General features: G+C 61.9%; 12 protein-coding genes. All 12 read left to right on the top strand.

Annotated elements, in window-relative coordinates:
• Positions 1-259 precede the first annotated feature (259 nt).
• The 12 genes from gyrA to lapB all read left to right on the top strand — a co-directional run bounded on the left by gyrA (position 260) and on the right by lapB (position 13,978).
• Positions 260-2,944: a DNA gyrase subunit A gene (gene gyrA / locus CLU94_RS07240; protein WP_099665150.1), complete on the top strand. Its 2,685-nt coding sequence runs from the start codon at positions 260-262 to the stop codon at positions 2,942-2,944.
• Positions 2,945-3,051: 107 nt separating this feature from the next.
• Complete coding sequence (locus CLU94_RS07235) at positions 3,052-3,636, top strand: DUF2059 domain-containing protein (RefSeq protein WP_099665149.1); 585 nt, start codon at positions 3,052-3,054, stop codon at positions 3,634-3,636.
• Positions 3,637-3,663: 27 nt separating this feature from the next.
• Positions 3,664-4,755, top strand: a complete 1,092-nt coding sequence (serC, locus tag CLU94_RS07230) for a 3-phosphoserine/phosphohydroxythreonine transaminase (RefSeq protein ID WP_099665148.1) — start codon at positions 3,664-3,666, stop codon at positions 4,753-4,755.
• Positions 4,756-4,838: 83 nt separating this feature from the next.
• Positions 4,839-5,909 (top strand): prephenate dehydratase, encoded by a 1,071-nt coding sequence (gene pheA, locus CLU94_RS07225; protein WP_077400751.1) that lies wholly within the window; start codon positions 4,839-4,841, stop codon positions 5,907-5,909.
• 44 nt (positions 5,910-5,953) lie between these two features.
• On the top strand, positions 5,954-7,060 hold the full coding sequence (gene hisC, locus CLU94_RS07220; protein ID WP_099665147.1) for a histidinol-phosphate transaminase: 1,107 nt from the start codon (positions 5,954-5,956) through the stop codon (positions 7,058-7,060).
• A gap of 4 nt (positions 7,061-7,064) precedes the next feature.
• The gene (locus tag CLU94_RS07215) at positions 7,065-7,970 is read left to right on the top strand and encodes a prephenate dehydrogenase (RefSeq protein ID WP_180278610.1); all 906 of its coding nucleotides are present in this window, start codon (positions 7,065-7,067) and stop codon (positions 7,968-7,970) included.
• Positions 7,971-7,988: 18 nt separating this feature from the next.
• Positions 7,989-9,344 (top strand): 3-phosphoshikimate 1-carboxyvinyltransferase, encoded by a 1,356-nt coding sequence (gene aroA / locus CLU94_RS07210; RefSeq protein ID WP_099665146.1) that lies wholly within the window; start codon positions 7,989-7,991, stop codon positions 9,342-9,344.
• A gap of 15 nt (positions 9,345-9,359) precedes the next feature.
• Positions 9,360-10,028 (top strand): (d)CMP kinase, encoded by a 669-nt coding sequence (gene cmk, locus CLU94_RS07205; RefSeq protein WP_099665145.1) that lies wholly within the window; start codon positions 9,360-9,362, stop codon positions 10,026-10,028.
• Between the two features lie 141 nt (positions 10,029-10,169).
• Positions 10,170-11,882, top strand: coding sequence for a 30S ribosomal protein S1 (gene rpsA, locus CLU94_RS07200; protein WP_071650172.1), 1,713 nt, complete (start codon positions 10,170-10,172; stop codon positions 11,880-11,882).
• Between the two features lie 17 nt (positions 11,883-11,899).
• Positions 11,900-12,205, top strand: coding sequence for an integration host factor subunit beta (locus CLU94_RS07195; protein WP_008446215.1), 306 nt, complete (start codon positions 11,900-11,902; stop codon positions 12,203-12,205).
• A 248-nt stretch (positions 12,206-12,453) separates the two neighbouring features.
• Complete coding sequence (locus CLU94_RS07190; protein ID WP_077400759.1) at positions 12,454-12,756, top strand: LapA family protein; 303 nt, start codon at positions 12,454-12,456, stop codon at positions 12,754-12,756.
• A gap of 46 nt (positions 12,757-12,802) precedes the next feature.
• Complete coding sequence (gene lapB / locus CLU94_RS07185; protein ID WP_077400762.1) at positions 12,803-13,978, top strand: lipopolysaccharide assembly protein LapB; 1,176 nt, start codon at positions 12,803-12,805, stop codon at positions 13,976-13,978.
• Positions 13,979-14,074: the final 96 nt, after the last annotated feature.

Raw genomic sequence — 14,074 nt, 5'->3', positions numbered from 1 at the left:
AATCGTGCGCTTGACTGTTAAGAGTGTCGGGCAAATGCCCACGGCGGCACTGCATGGCCAGCGCGTACCACTGCGGTGCACGTACTGGCCGTGCCGCCAGCCCGCCGATTTGTTCCGGCACTCTGCGACATGGAAGCCGGGCCGCGCCAGCAGCGCGCGGCGCGGCGTCCACGACGACAGCCACCCAGGATATGCAGTATTGCGTCATACATTGCGTAACAGATAAGTTAACCACAGCCTGAGATCAGTCGAACCGCCAATGGATCAATTCGCAAAAGAAACAATTCCTATTTCCCTCGAAGAAGAGATGCGCAAGAGCTACCTCGATTACGCCATGAGCGTGATCGTCGGTCGCGCCTTGCCCGATGCGCGCGATGGCTTGAAGCCAGTGCACCGCCGCGTCTTGTTCGCGATGCATGAAATGAACAACGTGTGGAACCGCCCTTACGTCAAGTGCGCCCGCGTGGTCGGCGAAACCATGGGTAAATACCATCCCCACGGCGATGCCTCGATCTACGACACGCTGGTGCGCATGGCGCAGGATTTCTCGCTGCGCTACATGCTCGTCGATGGCCAGGGCAACTTCGGTTCCGTCGACGGCGACGGCGCCGCGGCGATGCGTTACACCGAGTGCCGCCTGGACAAGATCGCCAGCGAGTTGCTGGCCGATATCGACAAGGACACCGTCGACTTCCAGCCCAACTACGATGGCAAGGAAAAGGAACCGACGGTCTTGCCGACGCGTATCCCGAACCTGCTGATCAATGGCTCGTCCGGTATCGCGGTCGGCATGGCGACGAACATTCCTCCACACAACATCACCGAAGTCATCGACGGCGCGCTGCACGTGCTGCGCAACCCCGATTGCACGATCGATGAATTGATCGAGCTGATCCCGGCGCCGGACTTCCCGACGGCCGGCATCATCTATGGCGTGTCCGGCGTGCGCGACGGCTACCGCACGGGCCGCGGCCGCGTCGTCATGCGCGCCAAGACCCACTTCGAAGAATACGGCAAGGATGGCGGCCGCATCGCCATCATCGTCGACGAGCTGCCATTCCAGGTCAACAAGAAATCCTTGCTGGAACGCATCGCTGAAAACGTGCGCGACAAGAAGCTCGACGGCATTTCCGACATCCGCGACGAATCCGACAAGTCGGGCATGCGCGTGGTGATCGAGCTGAAACGGGGCGAAGTGCCGGAAGTGGTGCTGAACAACCTGTACAAGCAGACCCAGTTGCAAGACACCTTCGGCATGAACATGGTGGCCCTGGTCGATGGCCAGCCGAAGCTGCTGAACCTCAAGCAGATGCTGCAATGCTTCCTGTCGCACCGCCGCGAAGTGGTGACGCGCCGCACCGTGTTCGAACTGCGCAAGGCGCGCGAACGCGGTCACGTATTGGAAGGCCTGGCTGTCGCGCTGGCCAACATCGATGACTTCATCGCCATCATCAAGGCCGCGCCGACGCCGCCGATCGCCAAGGTCGAACTGATGGCCAAGGCCTGGGATTCGTCCGTCGTGCGCGAAATGCTGGCCCGCACGGGCGACGGCTCGACGCCAGGCGGCATCGACGCCTACCGTCCGGAAAACCTGCCGAAGCACTATGGCATGCAGGGCGATGGCCTGTACAAGCTGTCGGACGACCAGGCGCAGGAAATTCTGCAAATGCGCCTGCAGCGCCTGACCGGCCTGGAACAGGACAAGATCGTCAACGAGTACAAGGACGTGATGGAACATATCGCCGACTTGCTCGACATCCTGGCCAAGCCGGAACGCGTCACCGTCATCATCACCGACGAAATGACGGCGGCGAAGAACGAATACGGCGCCGGCAACAAGGACGTGCGCCGCTCGCAGATCGAATTGAACGCGACCGACCTGGAAACGGAAGATTTGATCACGCCGCAGGACATGGTCGTGACCCTGTCGCACACCGGCTACATGAAGGCCCAGCCGATCACCGAATACCGCGCGCAGAAGCGCGGCGGCCGCGGCAAGCAGGCCATGGCGACGAAAGAGGAAGACTGGATCGACCAGCTGTTCATCGCCAACACGCACGACTACATCCTGTGCTTCTCGGATCGTGGCCGCATGTACTGGCTGAAGGTGTGGGAAGTGCCGCAAGGCTCGCGCAATTCGCGCGGCAAGCCGATCGTCAACATGTTCCCGCTGCAGGACAACGAAAAGATCACCGTGATCCTGCCGCTGTCGGGCGAGAACCGCACGTTCCCGGAAGACCATTACGTGTTCATGTCGACCAGCCTCGGTACCGTCAAGAAGACGCCGCTGAAGGACTTCAGCAATCCACGCAAGGCCGGCATCATCGCGGTCGACCTGGACGACGGCGACTTCCTGATCGGCGCGGCGCTGACCGACGGCCAGCACGACGTGATGCTGTTCTCCGATTCGGGCAAGGCAGTGCGCTTCGACGAAAACGACGTGCGTCCGATGGGCCGTACGGCGCGCGGCGTGCGCGGCATGAACCTGGAAGAAGGCCAGCACGTGATCGCCCTGCTGGTGGCCGAGAACGAGCAGCAGTCGGTGCTGACGGCCACGGAAAACGGCTACGGCAAGCGTACGCCGATAACCGAGTACACGCGCCATGGCCGTGGCACGAAAGGCATGATCGCCATCCAGACCAGCGAGCGCAACGGTAAAGTGGTTGCCGCGACCCTGGTCGATACCAGCGATGAAATCATGCTGATCACCACCGGTGGCGTATTGATCCGCACCCGCGTGTCGGAAATCCGCGAGATGGGCCGCGCGACGCAGGGCGTGACCCTGATCGCCGTGGAAGACGGCACCAAGCTGTCCGGCCTGCAGCGCGTGGTGGAGACGGATATCGACGAAGTCGAGCTGACGACGGAGGCGGGCCAGGAGGCTGCGGCCGCGCCGGCAGCGGCTGAACCGGCCGATCCTGTCGACCCGGCGCAGCCGGAGTAAGATGATTGGGGCTCTTTCGGGAGCCCCAATTGCTGTTGGCGTGCCGGTTGCGGCGCCAGCCTGCGTATCCCCAGATAGTTCCCCGCTTTTGTAAAGTTCCGCATGCCATGAGAAAAATCGTCGCCACCTTCTTCGCCGCGTTTTCGCTGGCCTTCCTTGCGACCCTGCCGGCCCTGGCCCAGAGCACGCAAGCCACGCCCGCCCGCCAGGCGGCGCCCAGCCCCGCCATGAATGTGGCCGTGCGGCGCATGCTCGACGCGATGCAATTTCCGCAACTGACGCGCAACATCTTCGACCAGATGCTGCAATCGGTGCCAGCCATGATCCGCCAGTCGGCGCAGCAGCAAATCAGCAGCAACCCGAAGCTGGACGAGCAGCGCAAGGCGCGCGCGCTGGCCAGCGCCGAGGAAGAAATCCCCCTGGCCATCGCCACCCTGACACAGGTGCTGGCCGATCCGACCCTGATCGACGAACTGGCCGCCGAAATGGTGCCCCTGTACGCGCGCTTTTACACGGTGCCCGAAGTCGAGCAGCTGACGACCTTCTACAAGACGCCGCTGGGACGCAAGATGCTGGCCACCATGCCGCAACTGTCTGCCGAATCGATGGCCATCAGCCAGCGCGTGCTGATCCCGCGCGTGAATGCGGTGCTGGACCAGGTCATGCGGGCGGCCACGCAGTCGCCCCAATAAGATTTCCATTTTGCCAAGGACCGTATCGTGACCCATATCTACAATTTTTCCGCCGGCCCCGCCGTCCTGCCCAAGGAAGTGCTGGCGCAAGCGGCTGCCGAGATGCAGGACTGGCATGGCAGTGGCATGTCGGTGATGGAAATGAGCCACCGTGGTCCCGAATTCATTTCCATCTACCAGCAGGCAGTGGCCGACCTGCGCGAGCTGCTGGCCGTGCCCGACAACTACAAGATCCTGTTCCTGCAGGGCGGTGGCCTGGGCGAGAACGCCATCATTCCCATGAACCTGGTGGGCCTGGCAGCGCAGCAGCCGGCCACCGTGGACTTCGTGCATACGGGCTCGTGGTCCGGCAAGTCGATCCAGGAAGCGGCCAAGTACGCCAACGTCAACGTGGCCGCGTCGTCCAAGGCCGCCCGTTTCACGGGCGTGCCGCCGGTCGCCGAATGGCAGCTGACGCCGGGAGCCGCCTACCTGCACATCTGCACCAATGAAACCATCGACGGCGTGGAATTCCAGCAGGCGCCGAACGTGCCGGCAGGGACCACCATCGTGGCCGACATGTCGTCGCACATTCTGTCGCGCGTTATTGATGTATCGCAATATGGCGTCATCTTCGGCGGCGCGCAGAAAAATATCGGCCCGGCCGGCCTGACCCTGGTCATCGTGCGCGAAGACTTGCTGGGCAAGGCGCTGCCTATCTGCCCGTCGGCCTTCGACTGGAGCATCGTGGCCGAACATGAGTCGATGTACAACACGCCGCCCACCTACGGCATCTATATCGCCGGCCTGGTTTTCCAGTGGCTCAAACGCCAGGGTGGCGTTGCAGCCATGGAACAGCGTAATATTGAGAAAGCGGCGCTGCTGTACGCGGCGCTCGATGCGGACGACTTTTACCAGAACCGGGTCGCCCCAGAATACCGCTCGCGCATGACCATCCCGTTCTATCTGCGCGATGAAAGTCTGAACGACGCATTCCTGGCCGGCGCGAAACAGCGCGGCCTGCTGCAACTGAAGGGCCACAAGTCCGTCGGCGGCATGCGTGCATCGATTTATAACGCGATGCCGATCGAGGGCGTGCAAGCCCTGGTCAACTATTTGAACGAGTTTGCCGGACGCTGAGTCGCCTAGACGACCGCGCCGGCCCGCCGCCGGCGCAGGCCGCGCGGCCATGATTGAAGTACAGCTGACGAAACAAACCAACCATGACCGATAAATTGAAACCGCTGCGCGAACAGATCGATGCGATCGACGCGCAAATCCTCGAACTGCTGAACCGCCGCGCGCAAATCGCCCAGCAAGTGGGCCACGTGAAGGCCGAAACGCAGGCGCCCGTGTTCCGCCCCGAGCGCGAGGCGCAGGTGCTGCGCGGCGTGGCCGAACGCAATCCCGGCCCCATGGGCGACCGCGAAGTGCAGACCATCTTCCGCGAAATCATGTCGTCCTGCCGCTCGCTGGAAAAACGGGTCACCGTGGCGTACCTTGGCCCGGCCGGCACTTTCAGCGAACAGGCCGTGTACCAGCAGTTCGGCAGCGCCGTGGAAGGCTTGCCATGCGCGTCCATCGACGAAGTATTCCGTTCCGCCGAGGCGGGAACGGCGGATTTCGGCGTGGTGCCGATCGAAAATTCCTCGGAAGGCGCCGTCAACCGCACCCTGGACATGATGCTGCAGACGAGTCTCATCATCAGCGGCGAGGTGGCGATCGCCGTGCACCACAGTCTGATGACGAAGAGCGGCAACATGGATGGCGTCACCGCCATCTGCGCCCATTCGCAGGCGCTGGCGCAGTGCCAGGTGTGGCTGAACCAGAATTACCCGCACATCGCGCGCCATGCCGTGGCGTCGAACGCCGAGGCGGCCCGCATGGCCGGCGAAGACGGCACGGTGGCGGCCATCGCCAGCGAACTGGCGGGCGCGCAGTACAAGCTGGGCGTGGTCAAGGGCCATATCCAGGACGACCCGCACAACCGCACGCGCTTTGCCGTCGTGGGCACCTTGCAGACGGCGCCGTCGGGCAAGGACCAGACGTCGCTGGTGCTGGCCGTGCCGAACAAGGCGGGCGCCGTGTACCAGCTGCTGGCGCCCCTGGCGAAACACGGCGTGTCGATGACGCGCTTCGAGTCGCGCCCGGCGCGCATGGGCAGCTGGGAGTATTATTTCTATGTCGACGTGGAGGGTCACGTGCACGACGCAGCCGTCGCCCAGGCGCTGGCCGAGCTGCAAAGCAATGCGGCGTTTTTCAAGGTGCTGGGGTCATATCCTGTCAGCCTGTGAAGCTGTAGCTATTCTTACAATCACCCACTTTTTTAAAGAACACCATGTCTAAAAATATCGGTCCAGAATACGTCCGCGCCATCGCCCCTTACCAGAGCGGCAAACCGATCGCGGAAGTCGCGCGCGAATTCGGCCTCGACGAGGCAGCCATCGTCAAGCTGGCGTCGAATGAAAACCCGTACGGCATGCCGGAATCGGCCAAGCAGGCGATGATCGCCGCCATCGATGACCTGGGCCGCTACCCGGACGCCAACGGCTTCGACTTGAAAGCCGTGCTGTCGAAGCGCTATGACGTGCCGGCCGACTGGATCACCCTGGGCAATGGCAGCAACGACATCCTGGAAATCGCCGCGCACGCGTTTGTGCAGCATGGCGAATCCGTCGTGTACTCGCAGTATTCGTTCGCCGTGTACGCGCTGGCCACGCAAGGCCTGGGCGCGCGCCACATCGTCGTCCCGGCGCAAGCCTATGGCCATGACCTGGACGCCATGGCGGCGGCGATTGCCGACGACACGCGTCTGGTTTTCATCGCCAACCCGAACAACCCGACCGGCACCTTCCTGACGGCGGCGCAGCTCGAAGCCTTCCTGCAGAAAGTGCCGGCGCATGTCGTTGTCGTGCTGGACGAGGCCTACAACGAATTCCTGTCGGCCGAGGACCAGTACGAGTCGACGGCGTGGGTGCGCCAGTATCCGAACCTGGTGGTCTCGCGCACCCTGTCGAAGGCGTATGGCCTGGCCGGCCTGCGCATCGGCTTCGCCATCGCCCAGCCGGTGCTGACGGATTTGATGAACCGCATCCGCCAGCCATTCAACGTCAACTCGCTGGCGCAGGCGGCCGCGATCGCCGCCCTGAACGACAAGGCCTTCCTCGAGCAAAGCGCGCGCAACAACGCGGCCGGCTACCAGCAGTTTACGGAAGCGTTTGCGCAACTGGGCCTGGAATACGTGCCGTCGCACGGCAATTTCGTGCTGGTGAAGGTGGGCGACGATGATGAAGCGGGCGCGCGCGTGAACCTGGCGCTGCTGAAACAGGGCGTGATCGTGCGCCCCGTGGGCAGCTATGGTTTGCCGCAATGGCTGCGCATTTCCATCGGCCTGCCGCAGGAAAACGCCATCTTCATCGCCGCGCTGACGAAAGCGCTGGCTTGACGCCATGACGACGCCTGCACTGAAGAAGGTCGTCATTTTTGGCGTAGGCCTGATCGGCGGATCGTTCGCGCGCGCCTTGAAACACGCGGGCGCGGTTCAAACCGTAGTCGGCATGGGCCGCTCACGCGCGTCGATGGTGCGCGCGCTCGAACTGGGTATCATCGACGAGATCGGCGGCGACATGGCGCAAGCCTTGCATGGCGCCGACCTGGTGCTGCTGGCCGCGCCCGTGGCGCAGACGGGTCCCATCCTGGCATCCATCGCGCCGCACCTGCAGCCCGGCACCATCGTCACCGATGGGGGCAGCACGAAGAGCGACGTGGTGGCGGTCGCGCGCGCGGCGCTTGGCGGCAAGGTGGCGCAATTCGTGCCCGGCCACCCGATCGCGGGGCGCGAGACGAATGGTCCCGACGCCGCCATCATTGATCTGTATCAAGGCAAGAAAGTGGTGCTCACGCCGCTGGCGGAAAACGCCGCGGACGACGTCGAGCGCGTGGCGGCCGCGTGGCGCGCCTGCGGCGCCATCCTGCACACCTTGAGCCCCGAAGAACATGACAAGGTGTTTGCCGCCGTCAGCCATCTGCCGCATTTGCTGGCCTTTGCGCTGGTCGACGACATCGCCAACAAACCGCACGCGGGCCTGCTGTTTCAATACGCGGCCAGCGGCTTTCGCGACTTTACGCGCATCGCCGGCTCATCGCCGGAAATGTGGCGCGACATCAGCCTGGCCAACCAGCCGGCGCTGCTGCACGAACTGGATGCCTACCTGGCGCAGTTGACGACCTTGCGCGCCCACCTGGCCGCGAACGACGGCGCCGCCATCGAGGGCGTGTACGCGAACGCCCAGCACGCGCGGCAGCAATGGATCGAGGCGATCGAGACGGCGGAAGCTCCCGCGCCCGCACAATAAATACTCAAGGATTCCAGCATGACCCAGACCAAGCACTACCCCCACCATATCGACTTGAAACCGGTGATGCACGCCGAGGGCACGGTGCGCTTGCCCGGCTCGAAAAGCATTTCCAACCGCGTGCTGCTGCTGGCCGCGCTGGCCAAGGGCACGACGAAGATCGTCGACCTGCTCGCCTCCGACGACACCTTCGTCATGCTGACGGCCCTGACGTCGCTGGGCGTCAAATGGACGCAGGACGAGTTGCAGGGCGACCCGGCCACCGCGCACCAGATCCACCACGTGGAAGGCTGCGGCGGCGTGTTCCCGCACCACGAGGCTGACCTCTTCATGGGCAATGCCGGTACGGCGATCCGCCCGCTGACGGCGGCGCTGGCCGTCATCGGCGGCGACTACACCTTGCATGGCGTGTCGCGCATGCACGAGCGCCCCATCGGCGACCTGGTCGACGCGCTGAACGCCGTCGGCACGCAGATCGAATACACGGGCGAGCAGGGCTTCCCGCCGCTGCGCATCCGCCGCGGCCACATCCACGCGCAGCGCATCGCCGTGCGCGGCAACGTGTCGAGCCAGTTCCTGACGGCCCTCTTGATGGTGGCGCCGCTGATGGCGCGCGACCATGCCGTCACCATCGATGTCACGGGCGAGCTGATTTCGAAGCCGTACATCGAGATCACCCTGAACCTGATGCGCCGTTTCGGCGTGACGGTCGAACATGACGGCTGGCAGTCGTTCACCGTGCAGCCGGGCCAGCAATACCAAAGCCCGGGCACCATCCACGTGGAAGGCGACGCTTCGTCGGCCTCGTATTTCCTGGCGGCCGGCGCCATCGGCGGCGGTCCCGTGCGCGTGGAAGGCGTGGGGCGCGACAGCATCCAGGGCGACGTGCGCTTCGTCGAAGCCTTGCAGCAGATGGGCGCGACCATCACCATGGGCGAGAACTGGATCGAAGCCCGTTCGAACGGCGTCCTGAAAGCCGTCGACATGGACTTTAACCACATCCCCGACGCGGCCATGACGATCGCCGTGGCCGCCCTGTACGCGGACGGCACCAGCACCTTGCGCAATATCGCCAGCTGGCGCGTAAAAGAGACGGACCGCCTGGCCGCCATGGCCACGGAGTTGCGCAAGCTGGGCGCGGAAGTGGAAGAGGGCGCCGATTACCTGCGCGTGACGCCGCCGGCGCAGATTCTTGCCGCCACCATCGACACGTATGACGACCACCGCATGGCCATGTGCTTTTCGCTGGCTTCGCTGGACGGCGCCGCGCGCCGCGGCAACGAGATGCGCATCAACGACCCGAAATGCGTGGCCAAGACCTTCCCCGAGTATTTCGCCGCCTTCGCGGGGATTGCCAAAGACACTTTGATTTAATTGATTGCCAACACTATGCCGACCTCCAACATCCCAGTCATCGCCATTGACGGCCCCACCGCTTCCGGCAAGGGCACGGTGGCGCACCGCGTGGCCGACAAGCTGGGCTTTCATTACCTGGACTCGGGCGCGCTGTACCGCCTGACTGCCTTGAGCGCGCTGCGCCGTGGCACGGACTTGCGCGACGAGCACGCGCTGGCCAAGCTGGCCGAACACTTGCCCTGTCATTTTGCGGGCGGCGAGATCCTGCTGGCGCATGAAAATGTCACGGAGCAGATCCGTGCCGAAGAAGTGGGGAATACGGCGTCGAAAATTGCTGTTTTGCCAACTGTTCGCCATGCCTTGGTCGGTTTGCAGCTGGGCTTTCGCAAGACGCCGGGCCTGGTGGCCGACGGACGCGACATGGGCACGGTGATCTTCCCGCATGCCCCATTGAAGGTGTTCCTGACCGCCAGCGTCGAGGCGCGCGCGCAACGGCGCTACAAGCAATTGATAGACAAGGGTTTTTCTGCTAATATGGAAGACCTTCTGATGGATTTGCAGGCGCGGGACGAACGTGATACTCACCGTGCGATTGCGCCGCTGGTCCCCGCGGAAGGGGCGCATGTCCTCGATACCTCGGCCATGACGGCAGATGATGCCGTCGAAACCGTGTTGAAATGGTATGCCGCAGTTGCAAAATAAGCAGCAAAATAGCGTGTATTGATGTGTAGTGCATGCTATGTGGTGCCCGTTGACGGCTCCTGGCCTGTCCGGGTGTGTCAAAAACCTAACCCAGTTTAAGTCGCATCGTGCGATCTCTGCTGGATAACCTGTGTGAACCCTATGTCTACTGTTACAACTAACGAATCTACCGGTATGGAAAGTTTTGCTGCGCTCTTCGAGGAATCGTTGTCGCGTCAAGATATGCGCTCCGGCGAAGTTATTTCCGCTGAAGTCGTGCGCCTCGACCACAATTTCGTGATCGTGAACGCTGGCCTCAAATCCGAAGCATTCATCCCTGTCGAAGAATTCAAGAACGACCACGGCGAACTGGAAGTCAAAGTTGGTGACTTCGTTTCCGTGGCGATCGAATCGCTGGAAAACGGTTTCGGCGATACCATCCTGTCGCGCGACAAAGCCAAGCGTCTGGCTTCGTGGCTGGCTCTGGAAAAAGCGATGGAATCGGGCGAAATCGTCGTCGGTACCGTCAATGGTAAAGTCAAAGGCGGTCTGACCGTGTTGACCAACGGCATCCGCGCATTCCTGCCGGGCTCGCTGGTTGATACCCGTCCTGTCAAAGACACCACCCCATTCGAAGGCAAAACCCTCGAATTCAAAGTGATCAAGCTGGATCGCAAGCGTAACAACGTGGTTCTGTCCCGCCGCGCCGTCATCGAAGCTTCGATGGGCGAAGAGCGTCAGAAACTGATGGAAACGCTGAAAGAAGGCACGGTCGTGACCGGCGTCGTCAAAAATATCACCGACTACGGCGCGTTCGTGGATCTGGGCGGTATCGATGGCCTGCTGCACATCACCGACCTGGCATGGCGCCGTGTACGTCACCCGTCGGAAGTTCTGACGGTTGGCCAGGAAATCACCGCCAAAGTCCTGAAATACGATCAAGAGAAAAACCGTGTTTCGCTGGGCGTGAAACAACTGGGCGACGATCCTTGGACCGGTCTGTCCCGTCGTTACCCACAAAGCACCCGTCTGTTCGGTAAAGTAACGAACCTGACCGACTACGGCGCGTTCGTTGAAGTGGAACAGGGTATCGAAGGTCTGGTACACGTTTCCGAAATGGACTGGACGAACAAAAACGTTGCTCCTAACAAAGTTGTCCAACTGGGCGACGAAGTAGAAGTGATGGTTCTGGAAATCGACGAAGAGCGTCGTCGTATTTCGCTGGGCATGAAACAGTGCAAAGCCAACCCATGGGACGACTTCGGTGTTACCCATAAGAAAGGTGACAAAGTCCGCGGCGCGATCAAATCGATCACCGACTTCGGCGTGTTCATCGGCCTGGCCGGCAACATCGACGGTCTGGTGCACCTGTCCGACCTGTCCTGGACCGAAACCGGCGAAGAAGCCGTGCGTCGCTTCAAGAAAGGTGACGAACTGGAAGCCATCGTTCTGGCCATCGACGTTGAGCGCGAGCGCGTTTCCCTGGGCGTCAAGCAACTGGAAGGTGACCCATTCAACAACTTCGCAGCCATGAACGACAAAGGCTCGCTGGTAACCGGTACCGTTAAATCGGTTGAGCCTAAAGGCGCCGTGATCCAACTGTCCGAAGAAGTTGAAGGCTACCTGCGCGCTTCCGAAATCTCGCGCGACCGCGTTGAAGATGCTGGTACGCACCTGAAAGTCGGCGACACCGTCGAAGCAATGGTGTTGAACATCGACCGCAAAGCCCGTGGTATCCAACTGTCGATCAAAGCGAAAGACAACGTTGAAACCCAGGAAGCCATGCAGAAGATGGCAGCTACCGACAACAACGCAGCTTCGGGCACCACCAGCCTGGGCGCCTTGTTGAAAGCTAAGTTCGATAACAAGAACTAAGACTGCGGATACGGCAGATGACAAAGTCCGAGCTGATCAACCGCCTCGCTGAGCGTTATTCTCAGCTGGTGGCGAAAGATGCGGAGTATGCCGTCAAGACCATTCTCGATGCGATGACCAACGCCCTGGCGACCGGTCAGCGTATCGAGATCCGCGGTTTTGGCAGTTTTGCCCTGAACAGCAGGCCCCCGCGCATCGGCCGCAACCCGAAATCCGGCGACAAGGTGATGGTTCCCGAAAAACGGGTACCCCACTTCAAGCCGGGCAAACAGTTGCGCGAGCGGGTGGACGCGATGGTCGGACAACCGATCATCGAGGATTAATCGTCTGCTGGAAGGCGACACAAAGAGCGGCGTCCTTGGATGCCGCTTTTTTTTGTTAATATGCTGAGAATGCCTGACATAAGCTACTGCGCGTCGCGCTTTGCGGCCTGCGATGCTCACCGTACTTCAGTACGGTTGCGCTTCTCGGACCAAAGGGGGCGCCGAGCCTCGCTGACGCTCGCTACGCTTCTGTCAGGCATTCCAAGGTTGTGCCATACGGGCATTTTTTGTACTTTCTGGGCGTATCGATGAAAATCATCTCCACCATCGTTGGCTGTGTTCTCTTCGTCCTGTTCTTCAGTTTTGCGCTGAAGAATGCGCAGGTTGTCGACCTGCATGTTTTCCTCAATTATGAAATTCGCGGCCCCCTGGTCCTGATGCTGCTGGGCTTTTTTGTCGCCGGCGCCAGCCTGGGCGTACTGGCCCTGACGCCGACCGTGTTCCGTCACCGCCGCGAAGCGAGCAAGCAAAAAACCACCATTGCCGCGCTGCAGACCGTTGGCGTGGCCAGTAATGTCCAGCCGCAACCGGACAGCGTGAGCGCGCAGTAAGCGGCGCCATCGCTCCTATCTCTCTTACTCGAATAAAAACAATCGCATGGATTTTGAACTCTGGTGGCTCTTGGGTATCCCCGTGTTTTTCGCGCTGGGCTGGATTGCCGCGCGTGTTGACATTCATCAACTGGTGTCCGAATCGCGCAGCCTGCCGCGCAATTACTTCAAGGGCTTGAATTTCCTGCTCAATGAGCAGCATGACAAGGCCATCGATGCCTTCATCGAAGTCGTCAAGCTGGACCCGGAATCGGCCGATATGCACTTTGCCCTGGGTAACCTGTTCCGCCGCCGCGGCGAGACGGAGCGCGCCATCCGCGTGCACCAGAATTTGCTGGCGCGCCCGGACTTGCCGCTGGAGCAGCAGGGCCATGCCGCCTATGAGCTGGGCATGGATTACCTGAAGGCGGGTCTGCTGGACCGCGCCGAAGAAACCTTCAACAGCCTGGTCGACACGCAATATGCGGCCCAGGCGCGCCGCGCGCTGCTGGAAATCTACCAGCGCGAAAAGGAGTGGCCACGCGCCATCGAAGCGGCCGTGGGCTTGCAGGAATCGGGCGCCGGCGCGCGCCAGAAGGAAATCGCCCAGTTCTATTGCGAACTGGCGCATGACGCGCTGGTGCACATGAAGCCGGACGAAGCCATGCCGCTGCTGGAAAAAGCCTTGCAGACGGACCGCAAGAGCGTGCGCGCCACCATCCTGACGGGCGACGTGCTGCTGGCGCGCGGCGACGTGGAAGGCGCGCTGACCACCTGGCGCCGCGTGGAGCAGCAAAGCGTGCCGCATGTGGCCCTGGTGGCGCAGCGTCTGATGGACGGTTATACCAAGCTGGGCCGTCCACAGGAAGGCGTCAACCTGCTGCGCTCCTACCTGGAAGAGGCGTCGTCGATCGACCTGATCGAAGTCGTCTTCAAGGCCGTCATCGAGCTCGACGGCGTGGAAGCGGCGAAACAGCTGGTCAGCGCCGAGCTGCGCCGCACGCCGACCTTGCTGGGCCTGGATAAACTGCTGGAAGCGCGCATGATGGATGCGCCGGCCGCCATCTGGTCGGAGCTGTCGATGGTGAAAAACCTCGTGCACGGCTATACGCAAAAGCTGGCCCGCTACCAGTGCAGCCACTGCGGCTTCAAGGCGCGCCAGTTCTATTGGCATTGCCCGGGCTGCAACAAGTGGGAAACCTATCCGCCACGACGCACGGAAGAACTCAACGTCATGAATTAGTCGTGCCCAGCACAGGGCTCATGGCTGCGTTGCAGCGCCTTGCCCTGAACCCTGTGCTGTGCACTTGCAGGTCAGAACCCATATTACAAATACGGC

The sequence above is a fragment of the Janthinobacterium sp. 13 genome, assembly GCF_002749695.1.
Taxonomy (GTDB): Bacteria; Pseudomonadota; Gammaproteobacteria; order Burkholderiales; family Burkholderiaceae_D; genus Janthinobacterium; species Janthinobacterium kumbetense.
This window is presented reverse-complemented; position numbering and strand designations above follow the sequence as displayed.